24 protein-coding genes are annotated in these 16501 nt (G+C 26.1%); all 24 read left to right on the top strand.

The window, feature by feature from the left end:
* The 24 genes from IR152_RS20025 to IR152_RS10625 all read left to right on the top strand — a co-directional run bounded on the left by IR152_RS20025 (position 1) and on the right by IR152_RS10625 (position 16457).
* Positions 1 to 135, top strand: a complete 135-nt coding sequence (locus tag IR152_RS20025) for a hypothetical protein (protein WP_255624753.1) — start codon at positions 1 to 3, stop codon at positions 133 to 135.
* 25 nt (positions 136 to 160) lie between these two features.
* Complete coding sequence (locus tag IR152_RS10735) at positions 161 to 493, top strand: hypothetical protein (protein ID WP_021425100.1); 333 nt, start codon at positions 161 to 163, stop codon at positions 491 to 493.
* Positions 494 to 515: 22 nt separating this feature from the next.
* Positions 516 to 794, top strand: a complete 279-nt coding sequence (locus IR152_RS10730) for a hypothetical protein (RefSeq protein WP_227451846.1) — start codon at positions 516 to 518, stop codon at positions 792 to 794.
* Between the two features lie 2 nt (positions 795 to 796).
* Positions 797 to 1399, top strand: a complete 603-nt coding sequence (locus tag IR152_RS10725; RefSeq protein ID WP_227451845.1) for a class I SAM-dependent methyltransferase — start codon at positions 797 to 799, stop codon at positions 1397 to 1399.
* A 14-nt stretch (positions 1400 to 1413) separates the two neighbouring features.
* Entirely contained in the window at positions 1414 to 1623 is a 210-nt protein-coding gene (locus IR152_RS10720; protein ID WP_227451844.1) for a hypothetical protein, read from the top strand.
* Between the two features lie 28 nt (positions 1624 to 1651).
* The gene (locus IR152_RS10715; RefSeq protein WP_227451843.1) at positions 1652 to 1813 is read left to right on the top strand and encodes a hypothetical protein; all 162 of its coding nucleotides are present in this window, start codon (positions 1652 to 1654) and stop codon (positions 1811 to 1813) included.
* A gap of 30 nt (positions 1814 to 1843) precedes the next feature.
* Positions 1844 to 2089 (top strand): hypothetical protein, encoded by a 246-nt coding sequence (locus IR152_RS10710; protein ID WP_227451842.1) that lies wholly within the window; start codon positions 1844 to 1846, stop codon positions 2087 to 2089.
* A gap of 28 nt (positions 2090 to 2117) precedes the next feature.
* On the top strand, positions 2118 to 5189 hold the full coding sequence (locus IR152_RS10705) for a PHP domain-containing protein (RefSeq protein ID WP_227451841.1): 3072 nt from the start codon (positions 2118 to 2120) through the stop codon (positions 5187 to 5189).
* Between the two features lie 102 nt (positions 5190 to 5291).
* A complete protein-coding gene (locus IR152_RS10700; protein WP_227451840.1) occupies positions 5292 to 5543 on the top strand; it encodes a hypothetical protein in 252 nt (83 codons plus the stop codon).
* Entirely contained in the window at positions 5543 to 5851 is a 309-nt protein-coding gene (locus IR152_RS10695) for a hypothetical protein (RefSeq protein ID WP_227451839.1), read from the top strand. The genes IR152_RS10700 and IR152_RS10695 overlap by 1 nt, the downstream gene beginning before the upstream one ends.
* Positions 5852 to 5925: 74 nt before the next feature.
* Positions 5926 to 6903 (top strand): PcfJ domain-containing protein, encoded by a 978-nt coding sequence (locus IR152_RS10690; RefSeq protein WP_227451838.1) that lies wholly within the window; start codon positions 5926 to 5928, stop codon positions 6901 to 6903.
* Positions 6867 to 7049, top strand: a complete 183-nt coding sequence (locus IR152_RS10685) for a PcfJ domain-containing protein (protein ID WP_227451837.1) — start codon at positions 6867 to 6869, stop codon at positions 7047 to 7049. Before IR152_RS10690 ends, IR152_RS10685 begins: the two co-directional genes overlap by 37 nt.
* Complete coding sequence (locus IR152_RS10680) at positions 7040 to 7477, top strand: hypothetical protein (protein WP_227451836.1); 438 nt, start codon at positions 7040 to 7042, stop codon at positions 7475 to 7477. Before IR152_RS10685 ends, IR152_RS10680 begins: the two co-directional genes overlap by 10 nt.
* A gap of 17 nt (positions 7478 to 7494) precedes the next feature.
* On the top strand, positions 7495 to 7647 hold the full coding sequence (locus tag IR152_RS10675; RefSeq protein WP_227451835.1) for a hypothetical protein: 153 nt from the start codon (positions 7495 to 7497) through the stop codon (positions 7645 to 7647).
* A 41-nt stretch (positions 7648 to 7688) separates the two neighbouring features.
* On the top strand, positions 7689 to 8249 hold the full coding sequence (locus IR152_RS10670) for a hypothetical protein (protein WP_227451834.1): 561 nt from the start codon (positions 7689 to 7691) through the stop codon (positions 8247 to 8249).
* A gap of 11 nt (positions 8250 to 8260) precedes the next feature.
* Positions 8261 to 8986 (top strand): FAD-dependent thymidylate synthase, encoded by a 726-nt coding sequence (locus IR152_RS10665; protein ID WP_227451833.1) that lies wholly within the window; start codon positions 8261 to 8263, stop codon positions 8984 to 8986.
* A gap of 119 nt (positions 8987 to 9105) precedes the next feature.
* Complete coding sequence (locus IR152_RS10660; RefSeq protein WP_227451832.1) at positions 9106 to 9999, top strand: hypothetical protein; 894 nt, start codon at positions 9106 to 9108, stop codon at positions 9997 to 9999.
* Positions 10000 to 10040: 41 nt separating this feature from the next.
* Entirely contained in the window at positions 10041 to 10595 is a 555-nt protein-coding gene (locus IR152_RS10655; RefSeq protein WP_227451831.1) for an ERF family protein, read from the top strand.
* Between the two features lie 60 nt (positions 10596 to 10655).
* The gene (locus IR152_RS10650) at positions 10656 to 11207 is read left to right on the top strand and encodes a hypothetical protein (RefSeq protein ID WP_227451830.1); all 552 of its coding nucleotides are present in this window, start codon (positions 10656 to 10658) and stop codon (positions 11205 to 11207) included.
* Between the two features lie 55 nt (positions 11208 to 11262).
* The gene (locus tag IR152_RS10645; protein ID WP_227451829.1) at positions 11263 to 12774 is read left to right on the top strand and encodes a DnaB-like helicase C-terminal domain-containing protein; all 1512 of its coding nucleotides are present in this window, start codon (positions 11263 to 11265) and stop codon (positions 12772 to 12774) included.
* Positions 12775 to 12777: 3 nt separating this feature from the next.
* Complete coding sequence (locus IR152_RS10640; RefSeq protein WP_227451828.1) at positions 12778 to 13842, top strand: CHC2 zinc finger domain-containing protein; 1065 nt, start codon at positions 12778 to 12780, stop codon at positions 13840 to 13842.
* Between the two features lie 75 nt (positions 13843 to 13917).
* Complete coding sequence (locus IR152_RS10635) at positions 13918 to 14220, top strand: hypothetical protein (RefSeq protein WP_227451827.1); 303 nt, start codon at positions 13918 to 13920, stop codon at positions 14218 to 14220.
* 170 nt (positions 14221 to 14390) lie between these two features.
* Positions 14391 to 15530, top strand: coding sequence for a DNA sulfur modification protein DndB (locus IR152_RS10630; protein ID WP_227451826.1), 1140 nt, complete (start codon positions 14391 to 14393; stop codon positions 15528 to 15530).
* Positions 15531 to 15662: 132 nt separating this feature from the next.
* On the top strand, positions 15663 to 16457 hold the full coding sequence (locus IR152_RS10625; protein ID WP_311315439.1) for a hypothetical protein: 795 nt from the start codon (positions 15663 to 15665) through the stop codon (positions 16455 to 16457).
* Positions 16458 to 16501: the final 44 nt, after the last annotated feature.

Below are 16501 nucleotides of genomic sequence, written 5' to 3'. Positions count from 1 at the left end.
TTGATTTTATATATTGGTGCAATTTTAAATTTATGTTTTATGCTATTCAATTATCTATCGGGGAGTACTAATGGAATAATAGTTAATGGATTTTGTGTTGTAGCATTATTACTATTAAGGGATGACATAGATTAAAAGTATTATTTTAAGGAGATTAAAGATGAAAAAAGTAGATGTACTAGGAAATGAGAAATTTGATATAAAAAATTATAACATTATATGTGCCATATCAATGAATCATAATAAAGACCAAAATCAATTTGACCAATATAGACTATATGATGCTCATTGTAATTTAGTTGAGATAGATAAAACATTAAAAGAATATGGTTATGGATATATTTTAACCCATACATACCAAAATGGATGGGATTCATGGGGCGACGAGTATGCTTGTACTGTAAAGGATATTAAAAATATAATAAAAAATGCTAAAAATAAAGAGCATTTATTTATAAAAGCACTAGAAGAATATTTTGGAAAACAAGATTAAAATATTGAGGAGGTATTTATATTTGTTTAAAAGGATAAAGAAGAAAAGGAATAACATTAACCATATAGCTTCAATTACTATTTTTATACTAGGATTTATAATAGCAGCATATGTAGGAGGAAAAGTATTATTTTTAGATGGATTTGTAAATGTGGTTAACTTATTAAAAGCTAGTAACTATAGTGGATTAGAGTTGGGAAAAAATATTTTAAGAATATTGGTAGTCTATCCTATATGTGGAATTATAAATGCTATATTTATATTTATAGCCGTAACAGTAAATGAAATATTAGATAAATAGAGGTGATATTTATAAGTAGTACAAATAGAAGTGATGCTAGGGATTTTCATGTAAGTGATTACTATAGGACTCCAATTCCTAAAATTAAAGAGTTTTTAAATGAGTTTAGTAAATATGAAAATATACTCAATTTAAAGATAAGGATATTAGATCCATGTGCAGGTGGAGATAATACCAATTCAATGAGCTATCCAACTGCAATTCAAGATTTTCTAAATCAAGATATTTTAATAGATACAATAGACATAAGAGATGATTCAAGAGCAAATCTAAAACAAGATTACCTAGAGTTCCGTCCTAAGGAGAAATATGATGTAATCATTACTAATCCTCCATTTAATTTAAGTTTAGATATAATTAATAAAGCTTTAAATGATGTAAAAGAAGATGGTTTTGTTATTATGTTACTTAGATTGAATTATTTGGGAGGTAAGGTAAGGCAGGAACTATGGAGGAATAATATGCCTAAATATATTTTTGTTCATAACAAAAGAATGAGTTTTACAGATGATGGAAAGACAGATAGTATAGAATATGCTCATTTCGTATGGCAGAAGGGATACAATCCAAATTTTTCAAGATTAAAAGTATTAATGAGTCAATAGAATAGAGGTGTAAAGTGAAAATTAAATATGTGGTATTTGAAGGAGAGATTACATCAAAAAATGATGGTCAAAAACATTTTATAAATTTTAGGGATTTAATTAAACTATACAGAGTGTCTCCAAGAGAATGTATAAGAGCAAAGGATTATTACGAGAGAGATGGTTTAGACCTTAAAGATATAAAATTTCTATATCCAAGGAATGATGGGAAATATAAACTATAAAATCATGGTTTTAATAAGAGGTGGTAATATGAAATTTAGTGAGATTTTTAGATATGAAATAGCAAATAAGTGTCTTTGGGATAAAGACAAATATGAGAATAAATATGTAGATATAAAATGTGATAGATGTAATTTGGAAGAAATATGTTTACAAATATGTGATGAATTAGAAAAACAGGAGAGGCTATAAAATGTCAGTTTTAAAGGGGGCTAATCATATATGGGTATTAAGATAGATACATATTCGTTGGAGAGGGAAATAAATAGAAGAAGGTGTGAGTATGTTGCCAGAACAGGAAGATATCCTAATTTTCTTATTTTGTGGGAAGGTTACTATAGCCTTCTTAATATCCAATATATAGAGGATAAAACAAGGAGGTATATTACTAAGTTTAATGGCATGGATGTTATAAAATGTAATGACTTTTTAAAAATAGAATTATTTGAAAAGAATATTAATAATTAAAATTTGTTTTTTAAGTTGAGGTGATGAGTTGAGATATAATAATTATCATAGTCATAAAATATATTCAAATATAAGGTCGTTAGATGTAATCACTAAACCACGAGAATATATAGATAGAGCAATAAAACTAGGCCAAAATACATATTTTACGACAGAACATGGATATCAAGGAAATGTATATGAGGCAAAAACTTTATGTGATGAATATAGATTAAAAATGATTATTGGAGCAGAATTTTACTATGTAAATGATATAAATGAGAAAGATAGAAGAAATTATCACTTAATAGTAATTGCTAAAAATGATAATGGTTACAAGCAAATAAATAAAGCTTTAAGTTTAGCTAATAAAAATGGATATTATTATAAGCCAAGAATAGATGAAAAAATATTATTTGAGATATTTAAACCAGGGGATGTAGTTATTACTACTGCATGTGTAGCTGGAATACTAAAACTTGAGAATAGAGAAGAATTAATAGTAAAACTAAAGAATTATTTTAAAAATAATTTCTTTCTTGAAGTACAATCTCATCCTCATAAAACTCAAGCTTTGCATAATAAAGATGTTTTAGAATTAAGCAGCAAATATAATATAGATATAATACATGCCAATGATAGTCATTATATTTATCCAGAAGAATCAAAATATAGAACTAAATTTCTTAAAGCTAAAGGTAAAAATTATCCTGAAGAAGATGGATTTATTTTAGATTATCCAAATTCAGATGATATATTTAAAAGATATGAAAAACAAAATGTATTAACAAAGGAAGAAGTTGAGAGAGCATTAAAAAATACTCTAATATTTGATGAGTGTGAAGAAATTACACTGATAAATGAAGATATAAAGTTACCATCAATATCTAAAAATCCAAATAAAGAACTGAAAGAAATATTAAATAAAGAATGGTTAGAGAAAAGAAAAAATATACCTAAAAATAGATGGAATGAATACTTAGATGCTATAAGATATGAATTTGATATTATAGAGGAAACTCATATGGCGGATTACTTTATTATAGATTATAAAATAGTTCAAAGAGCCAAACAAGAATATAATGGTCTTCTTACTAAAACAGGGAGAGGTTCTGCTCCTTCATTTATAATAAATAACCTTTTAGGGTTAACTGAAATAGATAGATTAAATGCTCCAGTACCATTATTCCCTACTAGATTTATGAGTGCTGAAAGGATACTATCAGCAAAATCTTTACCTGATATAGATTTAAATGCTGAAGATGCAGAACCATTTATACAAGCAACTAAAGACTTATTAGGAGAAGAAAATTGTGCTTGGATGATAAGTTATAAGCCGTTACAAGATGCATCAGCATTTAGATTATGGTGTAAAGCAAATGATATGAAACTATCTGAATATGACGAAGTAGCTAAAAACTTAGATAAATATACAAATGATGTTTTTTGGAAAGATATAATAAATGAATCAAAGGTATTTGTAGGAGTAGTAGAAAGTGTTTCTTTCTCACCATGCTCTATGCTTATATATGACAAAACAATTGATGAAGAAGTAGGACTATTAAAAACTAAGGATGGGATATGTTGTAATATAGATGGATATTATTGTGATAAGTATAAGTATTTAAAGAATGATTATTTAACAGTGAAGGTGTGGTCATTAATCAGAAAAACTTGTGAATTAGCAAATATTAGTATTCCTACAATTGAGGAACTAAATAGTTTACTAGATAAGAAGACATATGATATCTATAGAAATAAATTAACTTGTACTATAAATCAAGTGGACTCAGACTATGCTACAAGTCTAGCATCTAAATACAAAATATCAAGTGTGGCTGAAACAAGTGCATTTATAGCGAGTATTAGACCAGGTTTTGCATCCTTATTAGATAACTTTATTAATAGAAACCCTTATACTACCAATGTGGAGGAATTAGATAAATTATTAGAAGATAGTTACCATTACCTTATGTATCAAGAATCCATAATGAAATATTTAATATGGTTGGGAATAAAGGAATCTGAGAGTTATGATATTATAAATAAAATCAAGAAGAAGAAATTTAAAGAAGAAGAACTAAAAAAACTGTATGATGAATTAAGACAAAAATGGATAAATAAAATAGGAACAATTGACAATTTTGAGGATACATGGCAAGTTGTAAATGATGCCGCTTCGTATTCATTTAATGCTTCGCATAGTCTTTCATATGCATATGATAGTTTATATTGTGCATACCTTAAGTCACATTATCCATTAGAATATTATACTGTAGCATTCAATTTATATAATGAAGATACAGAGAGAACAAGAAAATTAACAGATGAAATAGAGTATTTTAGTATTAAATTAGAAAATCCTAAATTTAGATTTTCAAAATCTGAATACTTCTTTAATAGAGATACAAATAGTATTTACAAGGGAATTGAATCTATTAAATTTTTAAATTCTGATATAGGAGAGTATCTATATTCTCTTAAAGATAATAAATATGATTCATTTTTAGAACTATTGAATGACTTGCAAGGACATATAAACTCCAAACAATTATCTATACTAATTAAATTAGATTTCTTTGATGAATTTGGAAAGTCTAGCAAACTTTTAAAAGTTTATGATATTTACAACTCAATCTATAATAAAAAACAATTTAAAAAGGATAGTTTACCATGTGATATAAAGGTTATGAGAAAATATTCTAATAAAGAAACAGAAAAAAAGTTTAAAGAGGTAGATACGAAAGAATTATGCTCCTATCTTGTAAATCAAATAGAAAGTGTTGATACCCCAATTAGTAAAAAAATACAAACTAATTTTGAGTTTGTAGGTTCATGTAGTATAAAAGACAATAATTCAAATCCAAGACATTGTTTAGTAATAGATATAGATACTAAATATTCTCCTAAACTCACACTATACAATCTAAAATCAGGCAATAAAAAAATTCTAAAAGTAAGTAAAGCTGTTTTTGAGGATAATAAAATTGATGTTTATGATTTGATTTATTTGAAATCAATTGAAGAAAGAGCTAAATATAAAAAAGTAGATGAAAAATGGATTAAAAGTAATACAGAAACAGAATGGTGGATTCAAGAATATTGGAAAATAGAAAATTAAAAATATTACCTCATATATGGCTTTCTAAGGCTTTGTATAAAATACTGTTTATATTTGTACCTCACAATCTTAAAATGGCATATAAGAGGCAGGTGAAAGGCAGTGATTTCAATACTTATAGATGAGCAAAGACACTATGATTTATTAGAAAAAAATAGAGAATTAAATACTAAAATAGATGAATTAAATGAAAAAATACTCTTTTTGCAAAAAGAGAATAAGGAATATGAGGAAGTTTTGGAAAAGTGGCAAAATGTAAAAGCAGAAATTAAATCTGCATATGAAATTAGAAGAAAGCTAAATATAAAGCATGGAAAGTTAGAAATGATATGGCATAAAATTGAGGATTTATAATGGATGCAAATAAAATATATGAGAAAAAAGAATATATTATTATCAAATCTAAAACTGGATATATTGTATATAATACTAATAAGAAGTTTAAAGAAGGGCATACTCATTTAAAAAGTTATAATGCTGCCAGAACAGTAATTGACTTAGCTATCAGAAAGAAGATGCCAAGAAGCTATTCTGTTTACTTTATAACAAGTCTTAAGAGAATTTCTAATGATATAAACTATATAAAATCTATAAATAAATTCATGGAAACAAGAAGTAATAAAGGTTTAAAAGAAAAATATATAAATTCTAAAAAAATCTAAAATGATTATTACATAGGTAGAAAAATAACTTATGTCATACAATTGTCATCAAGATGTAAAGGAGTGATTAATATTTGAAATCTTATAAAAACAAACAATTTTTAGTGTTTGAATTTGAGGATAGTAAAAATGTAAAATACAATTTGGCAACAGGAGAATGCATTGGTAAATCAGGCAAAGTTGTAAAAGATATATGTGCACAACTTAGAGGATATAATTTACATGAGGTAATAAATTCTTTTGAAGATGAAAATTATAAGTGTTTTTTAAATTTTGTAGATGGAAGAGTAAATAGAAGTAAGAGTAGCAGAACTTGGGGAAGGAGAGTTGAAAGAATAAGAAATATAGGAAGTTTTTTAAATGAAATAAATAATTATTCTGAGTATGAACAATTATTCTCTGCAGGGTTAAAAAAAGTGATTTATCCAATAAATTGTGATATTAAGAGTATACCTAAAGGTCTTATTTCTATCTGTAGAAATCATAGTATTACTTTGAGTGATAGACTGATACAAAGCTATAGTAAAAATCCTAATCTGTATAATAATTTATTAAGCTTAGAATTAAATTCAATAGGAAAAAATAATTTAATATCTCTTCTTGACTATGGTTACTATAGAGTGATATTTGATAGATTAATAGATACATATAAATATAAGCCTCAATCACTTATAAATTATATAGATAATTTGATGACATATGAAGCATTAAATGGGCTTGAAAGTACTCTAAATGAATTATATGATTATGTCATTATGATGAGTTCAATAAGTGATAAATACGAAAAATATCCAAGGCATTTCTTGACAACCCATAAAATAGCATCTCGAAATTATAATCGACTTAAAACTGAATTTGAAGAAGAAATATTCAATAAAAGAATAGATAAAACATTAGAATATACCTATCAAGATTATAAATTTATATACCCTAAAACTACAAATGAAATTAAAGATGAAGCAGTACAACAAAATAATTGTGTAAGTAGCTATATTGAAAATGTTATAGATGGAAAGTGTCATATATTATTTATGAGAAAAAAGATAATATAAGTAAGAGCTTAGTAACAATTGAAGTTAGAGATGGGAAAATAGTACAAGCTAAAGGTAAATATAATAGAGATGTTAATGAAAAAGAACAAGAAGCAATTGATAAATATAACGATAGAATAGAAAGGATGAAGAAAGTATGCAAATAGAAGGAAATAAAATAAAATTAATAAAGGAAATACAAGGTCTTGGAATATTTGAAATAGGAGATATATTTATAGTTACATCTATAGAAGATAATGGAAATATACATTTTAAAACAGATTATGGAATGGGATTTATGAGTTATAGTGAATTTAAGGAGCATTTTGAAATAGTAAATAATAAAGAGAAAAAGAAATATAATTGGGATGATTGGAAAATAAGAGCTTCTCTTAGTATGGGAGATACATGTAGGTATAGAACGAATCATAAAAAAGTGATAGTTGATAAAGATGGATTTAAAGCTTCGGCTACTTGTCATGATATAGATGAATTTGATTTAGATAAAGGTATTAAATTATGTCTAGCTAGAATTGAAGTAAAAAAAGCAAAAAATAACTTAAATTTATTATTAGATGAAATAAACAATAAATAATCTTAGGAGGTATTATTATGGATTGTAAATTTAAACAAATGCGTAAAAACAGATATACAGATTGTGATGGTTGTTGTTATAATCCAAGTGCATATTTAGAAGATTCTTTTGAATGGAATGGGGAAGGAAAAGAGCCGACTGAAGAAGAATTAGATGATGCTATTAAATAAAAGTAATTAAAATTATTATTTAATATGATTGGGAGGTATATATGAGGTGGAGAAACATAATTGTAACAGGAACTTTAATAATTTGTGGTACTGTAACTATATTTGCTAATACAGAAGAAGTTGACACTAGTAATATAAATAAAAACGTAATGCTAAATACAACTAAGAATATTGACTTAATGTATAAATACGAATGGGAGCAATATAAAGATAGTAAAGAATATAAGTTAGAAATGAAAAGAATTAATTTAGAGAAAGAATTAGGAGTTAAAATACAAAAACTAATTCCTATAACATGGGAAGTAAGCTATTATACTTCTTTAAACTGTGAAAATAGTAAACATGGAGATGTGACAGCAACAGGAGAAAAATTAAGATATGGTTTTGTAGCCAATAATCATCTTAAATTTGGAACTAAAATATTGGTTGATGGAAATTTAAAAGTAGTTAAAGATAGAGGCTCTAATAAATATTTTGGTAATTCTAATGCAATAGATGTATTTGTACCAAGAATAAAAGGGGAGAGTGATTATAAGTATTATAAAAGGGTGAACAATATGGGAAGACATTATAAAGAAGGATATATTATAGTTGAAGGTTAGGAGCTGGTGAATTGAAAGTTTATTTAAATGAAATAACAGGGATTGATGATGCTATAGTATCAATGTTCATGAGTAAAAGAAGTTGGACTAGAGAAAAAGAATTAGAAATTAGAAGTATCTGTGATAAAGTCTTAGATAATAGAGGTAAAATAATTATTTCAGATAAATTAAGTTCAGAACTAGAACAATTTGATACATGGATGAAAAGTTTAGTGAAATGGGGATGGACTCATACGACCATGTTAAGGTTCATAGATATGTCTATCACAGTGGAAGGTTTACATAGAGCTGGTCAAGATGATTGGGATTCTCATACTAAAAGATTCAATAATAGAATAATAAGAAGTAGCACAAGATTAGCTGATTTTGAACATGAGATATCAAAATGGTATGAAGATAAAATTATTCCTACAGATATTGCTTTACAGCATGTAAATCAAAATATACCTAAAACAATCAAAATTAATGGAATAAACTATGTAAAAGCTATAAATGGATATATAAGAGAAGATTTAAAAGATAATAAGGATGTAAAAAGAGGATTATATATGTTAAGCATTCCTAGTAATTTTATTTTTAAAGTAAATATGACTGAGTGGAGTCATGTTTATAAAGAAAGAAACAATAGTTCAAGTGCAAATCCAGAGGTTAAATTATGTTGTGAAAGTATAGCAAATCAAATTGAGAGTTTTCATAGTCAATTCAATCGAGATTTGTTCAAAAAAATAAAAAATTAAAATAAATAAAATTAAAAATAAGTATTGAAATAATAAATAGAACATGTTATTATAAGTATATAAAAAAATTAAGTATAGCAATAACTAAATAAAATGCAAATTAAAAAGGAGAAGTGTGAATGGCAGAAAAAAGAATAAACTATAATCAAGTATTTGTATCAGGAGAAGTTTTAGATATATTAAATATAGCTAGAATGGATGAAGGAACTGGTCAAGAAGCAATAAGATTTACCTTAAAAGTTGAAACAGCACCAAATGAATCAGTGAACGTAGACTATTTTACATCAATGTTTAAGTCAGATGGTTCACCAAATCAAATGTTTTTAGGGATAGAGACAATAGCTAATGAAATAAAAACTAGAGCAGAGGACGGAAAAGGTGATATTGTTAGATGTGTTTGTTCCTTAAACAACAATTTATACTATAAAGATGGTGAAAAGAAAGAGAGATTTCAAATATCAGGAACTTTTTGTAATAGAGAAAAATATGACGACAAAGGTAATCCAATTGATGACAAGGGAGAAATAGTAAAACCAATAAAGGCAAGTCAAGTTTGGAGGGCATATGCATTAATTGAAAATATAGAAGAAAAAAAAGATGACTTAGGTGAGTACTTAGAGATTAAAGGTTTAATTAATAATTATGGTAAGCAAGGTTGCAATCTAACGTTTAGAATACATAACAAAGATATGATAGAAGGCTTTAAAAGTTTATATAAGGTGGGAGATGTTGGTCTTCTTGAAGGTACAGTCAAGTCTATAGTTACTAGTAAATCAGCAGGGTTTGGTTCAAGGATTAAAAAAAGTGCATTTACATTTTTAGAAATAGAAGGTGGAGACGAACCTTTGAAAAAAGGAGATGAAATATTAAGTGATAAAAATTATCCTTTCACAGATAAAAATATAGAGGCAATGAAAGAAAAAATAAAAGAAAAGAATGAAAAAGAAAAACAAAGAGATGTTGACAAAAATGGTAAGACAGTTGAAATAAGTGACGATGATGTGCCATTCTAAATTATAAATTAAATAAACTATTAAAAAAGGGAGATGTGTGTATGAGTCCAGAAGAAATAATGAATTATGATTTTAAGAGAAAAGTAAACGAAGAAAATAAAAAGAATGCATCAAATTTATATTCAGATAGGATAGAAGGATTAAAAGAAAGTGATAGCCAAATTGAAATAACAAAAGCATTAATAGCATTCCATTTAGATATAGAGTCAATTCCAAAAGACAATACAAATCCATTTTTTAGGTCTAAATATGCAAATCTAGATACAATTCTTAAAGCAGTAAATCCATTATTAGCAAAACATGATTTAATACTAATGCAGTCAGCAGAAGATGCAGGTAATGATAAAGTCTATATAAAAACTAAACTTAAACATTCATCAGGAGAATACATAGAGTCAAATTCTGCACCATTTAAACCAGCTAAGACTAATGATATACAAGCTAGAGGGGCATTAGAAACTTACTTAAGAAGATACGCAGTTCAATCAGTATTAGCATTATCATTCGAGGAAGACGATGATGGTAATTCTCTAACAAACAAATCAAAAGGCAAGTCTGAGGAAGAAAATACAATAGTTAAAAAAAGTAGAGTGTAAGTAAAAATGCTACCTCTTAAATGGGGTAGCAATAAATAAATAGCATAAGGAGGGAAAATCTTGAATTGTAAGTGTAAGGTTTGTAAGAAAAAATTAAATACAAAGGATGCTTATAAAGTAGAGTATATTACATCTGGAGGAAACAAACAAAATAGATATTACTGTAATGAACGAGAGTATAGAGAAGAGCAACAGGATATATATTTTTGGAAACAATGTCAACTTGGAATAGATTATATTATGGGATATACAGTTATAAATAATCAAAAAAATAAGATGTTACAAGAGATAATAAAAGGTGGTTATACAAGAGAAGAATTATATGATTGCATCATTGAGAAGAAAGATGAAATTATAGAATTACTTAACTATAGAAAAGATATAGAAGAAGAATATCCTAAATTATGTTATGTGTTTACCATATTAAAAGGAAGTATTAGAGATATAACAATTAAAAATAAGCAAATGAAATATGAAAAAGAAAATGAAAGGATATACAAAGAAGCAGGGAAAAGTGAAGAATATTATGAAATAATTGCTCCTAAAAAAGTAATTTATAATAAAAGACAAAGTTTATTTGACAAAGTGAAAGGAGTGTATCAAGACGAGTAGTTATGAAAAAATAATAGAGGATAGGGGTATTATAGAAACATTGGTTTTAGGCACAATGTTAAAATCATTAACTCTTTTTAGTGAATATAAAATTAGCGAAAGTGACTTTATAATAGATAAGGTAAAATTCTTTTTCTCATTAGGAAGAATAATGTCTAAAACACATAGTGAGCTTGATGAAATAAGTGTAGCTAAATTTGTATCTTCAAATAAACTTAAATCTGAATATGAAAGATATGGTGGTTGGAATAGCTTATCATCTGCTATGGAGTATGGAAAAGAAACTAATATATCAGCATATATTGATGATTTAGCTAAGAATAATTTACTAATTGCTTTAGATAAAAGAGGTTTTAATGTAATAAAAGAAATGGAGCATAGTGGGTTAAAATTTATTCCATTTGAAATATTTCAATCTATGAAATGTAGAGAAGTGGAAGAATTTTATGAGGGGTTAATATCTTCATGTAGTGTAAATTCTATAAAAAATAATATGAAAGTTGAAAATCTTTTACTTACTAAAGACGATAGAGAAAAATTAAAGCAAAAAACTGAAGCAGGAACACCTTATAATATTATATTTGAATACACTGAAAAAGAAATAGGATTGAGTAATAATGAAGAATCTAAGTATATATATAGCTTACCAATATTATCAAATAGGACTAATGGGATTGGTAAGGGTGGTGGTATAAATATAATAGCAGGGTTTTCAGGCATAGGGAAAACTACTTTACTATTTTTTAACTACATATTAGCTATGATATATAGAGGAGAGAAGATAGTCATATTTGCGAATGAACAAAAATCTCAGTATTTTAAGAGTATGTTAGTATCATTTATAGCATATAACATATTTAATTATCATGATTTAGATAGAAATAAAATAGATAATGGAGATTTTACAGACTTTGAAGAAGACTTAATGGAAAAAATAGAAAAATTTTTAAGAGATAGATGTTTTGCAGAGAATCTAAAATTTATCTATATGGAAGAATTTGAAATATCTGAAATACTAAGGAAAAGTAAAGAACTTGTTACACATCAAGGATTTACTGGAATAGCAGTGGATACATTTAAATCAGAAGATTCGTCAGATGCACATTATACAGGAAAATTAATTGAAAATTCTAAATTACTCGATAGTTTTGGAAACAAATATAATGTAATAACTATGTTATCTATGCAATTACTTACAGCTCAAGAAAATAAAAGCTCATATCTTTCGGCAGGAGATTTGTCAGAAGCAAAAGCTGTCAAAAATGTATGTGGTTTATTAAAACTTATGAGAAAAGTAGTAAATGAATTAGAATTAGATTCTACTAACAAGAAGTTCTTTTTAAAACCATATAAATTAAAATATAATAAATTAAAAAAGACTACTGAAAGAGAATATATCCAGTTTGATGCAAAAGATTTACAAAAAGAATATAGATTATTATTTTTAAATAAATCAAGAAGGGGACAAGATGGAGATGTAATTTTACTAAGATTTTATGGTAAAACTGGAAGGTTTGAAGAAATAGGAAGGTGCGAGAAAGTCTATAGAGGACAATTGTCATACTAGGTGATGGCTATGGAAATAAAGGATTTAACTAATAAACAAGTAATAAATTTTATGGAATATTTAGGTTCGGATTTATCTCCTAAAAGTAATGATAAGCAGTTAATATTTAATACTTGTTTATGTCATAATGGTGATTCATATAAATTATTTTATTATACAGAGAATAAAACATTCCATTGCTATAGTTCTTGTGGTCATATAGGTAGCTTAATAGATTTATTAATACATATAAATAAATATGAATTTAAAGATGCTGTTAGTGAAATAAAAGATTTCTTTGATATTTCAAATCAACCAATGTTAAGAAAAGGATTTAGAGTAAAGAAAAAAGTAAAACAAGATGATATTAAAGATATACAAATAGAATTACTTCCTACCCCTAAAAAGCCATATGTATACAAAACTTTTCAACAAGTTCCAATTAAAGAATGGGAGCTTGAAAACATATCTTTTGAAGTTCTTAAAGCATATCAAATATATTACAATCCATATGAAAATCAAATAATAATTCCTCACTTCTGTTGGCATGATAAAGAAAGACCTGTTGGTATTAGAGTTAGAAACTTAGATGAAGATAAAGCTAAAAATTTTGGTAAATATATTCCATTATGGTATGACAACAAATGCTATAATCATAGATTAAGTCTTAATTTATACGGATTAAATATAAATAAAGAAATTATTAAAAAATGTAAAAAAGTAATTGTATTCGAAGGTGAAAAATCAGTATTACAGATGGCTACTATATATAAAAACAATCCTTCTATAGCTATATGTGGCAGTAATTTCAGTAGAGAACAAAAAAAAATATTAATAGATTTAGGCATTAAAGAATTAATTATAGCTTTTGATAGGCAATTTAAAATAGAAGGAGATGAAGAATATATTACATGGAGAAATAAGATATATAAATCCGTACAAGACATCAAAGATAAGATAAGTATAAGTGTAATTTGGGATAAAGATAATTTACTAGAGTACAAAGATAGCCCTAGTGATTCGGGAAAACATGTATTTGAAAAATTATTAAAGAATAGAATTGATATAGATAGTCTAATGAAGAGTTAATTATATTGTTGATATAGAACAAAAAGAATTAAATAAATAAAATTAAAATATGTGATATATATTAAAGGAGGTACTATGGGTATTAGAATAGATTTAAATAACTTAGATAATTGGACTAAAGAATATGCTAAATCATTTAAGGCATGTTTTACTATAACATATTCAAAAAAGTATTTAGAAAAATTTGCAAATGATAGATTTCAAAATATCGTAGATGAACAAGAATTAGATTTTACTGATAAAGAATTTAAAAATTATAAAAAAATATTTGTAAAAACCTTTATTGACACTATGATTGAATTAATAGAAGAGGAAGCAAAAAATTTAAAAAATAAGAAAAAGATAGATGCAGAATCTAAGAATAAAAAAAGTAATTAAAATCATTATTTTAATAAGATTTAAAACTTAAGATTATGTATAAAATAAGAATGTTAGAGTAAATTATAAACTAAATAAAAAACATATAAATTGTATAAAATCTATTTTTATTTAGTTAAAAATAGTATATAATAATAATACAATAAAATATAAAACAAGGAGAGATTTAATTGGCGATAACATTTGATAATATATATAATCCTAATGAACATAAACTTACTGAGAACTATACATTTCAAGGCGTTGACCACTTATATAAAAAAATGTGGACTATAAATATTTCTGCATATGAAATAGCAAAATTATGGGATGAGCAAAAAATAATATACTATCCTGCAACACAAAGGGGATTACTTACTAAAAGACAAGCAGATGGAACATTTAAATATAAAGCAGTTTTTAATAAAACAAGAGTTAAGAGTATACAGAAAAAGATATTGCAAGAAAAGTATTTTCCAGATCAATTAACAATAAATATACTTAATGAAGATGGGAAAGAAGGAAAAGTAATATATAGTGAAGACACTTCGCAACTAACAATAATATTAGGTTTAATGTGTATGCAAGATGGACAGCATAGAACAAAAGCAATACATAATATATATCAGGATTCCAAAGTAATAGGAGGAAAAGATGGAGAGAGAATAATAAAAATATTAAAAACTCTTAAATTTCCTATTCTGATAACTTGTCATAATATGGAAATTGCAATGGAGCATTTCTGGCAATTAAATCTACATGAAACTCTTTCTAAATCGAGAATTGAGTCTTTTAATAAACAAGATGCAGTAAATCGTATTATGATAAAATTAAATGAAAAAGGTGTATTAAAAAATAAAATAGATATGGTTAAAACATCTATCGCAAAAAATGATATGATGAATATTGTTACCCTAAGCACACTTGTAACAGCCTTTAAAAATACTTTCAGTGATATTGAAGACAAAACTATGGAAGACGAATGTTTTAAATTCTTAAAAGAATTTTTTGAAGAATTAGTTAAAATATATCCAGAGATGTTGTCTTATGAAGGAAGACAGATGTCTAAAGAAATTTCATTAACATGTGAAAATTTTATGTTTTATGCATATATCGGTCTTGCACATAATCTGTATTTATGGAGGCACTCGAATTGGAAAAAAAGAATGCAATGTATTAAGTATATAGATTTAGATAAAGGAAATCCTATTTGGAGTAGAGTTATGAGAGAAACAAGTTCTGGATTAGGCATTATTAATAATACGAGTACAAGAAGAACTCTAAAAGATATATATTTAGAGCAATTTGCAATCCAGCAGCAGAAACAATAGAAATAATACTAAGTTTTGAAAATATTTTTTATTTTTAAAACTTAGTATTGAATTTTATTCAGTTAAGTGTTATACTTATATTAAAATTAATTAGTTTTATATAAACTAAATAAAATGCAAAGGAGTGATTTAATGATAGATTGGGAAATGGATGAAATGCAAAATGCAATATGGAGTAATAAATATAGGAATAATAATGAAACCTTTAATGAATGGCTTGATAGGGTTTCTAATGGAGATAAGGAAATAAGAAGGTTAATACAAGAAAAAAAATTCTTATTTGGAGGTAGAATATTAGCTAATAGAGGATTACAAAAAGATGGAAGGAAAATAACTTACTCAAATTGCTATGTCTTGCCCACAAATGATTCTATTGAAGATATATATCAAACATGTAGTGATTTAGCTAGAACATTTAGCTACGGTGGAGGAGTAGGGATTGATATCTCTAAGTTAAGACCTAGGGGAGCAAAAGTCAATAATTCAGCAAAGTCTACAACTGGTGCAGTTTCATTTATGGATACATATTCCTTAGTTGCTGAAACAATAGGTCAAAGTGGTCGTAGAGCTGCTTTAATGATATCTCTCGATATTAATCATCCAGATATTGAAGAATTTATAGATATTAAAACAGATTTAAACAAAATTACTAAAGCAAATATATCTGTAAAAATAACAGATGAATTTATGCAAAAAGCTACAGGAATAGATTCAAATCCAATGTATAATTGTTCTTTTACAAGAGAAGAAACTGGTGAAATTATAGTTAAAGAAATAAATGCTAAGGAACTATTTAATAAACTATGTGAAAATAATTGGAATTATGCAGAACCAGGAATTTTATTTTGGGACAAAATAAATAATTATAATTTATTGAGTGAAGATGATGAATTTGAATATGCAGGAGTAAACCCTTGTGCTGCTTAATTTCGGCTCAAGTAAAAAATTGGGGTGTATCGGTGAAGTCTAAG

The organism is Clostridioides sp. ES-S-0108-01, from assembly GCF_020662285.1.
Classification (GTDB): domain Bacteria; phylum Bacillota; class Clostridia; order Peptostreptococcales; family Peptostreptococcaceae; genus Clostridioides.
The sequence above is the reverse complement of the archived record's forward strand: the minus strand, read 5'-3'. Positions and strand labels throughout refer to the sequence as shown.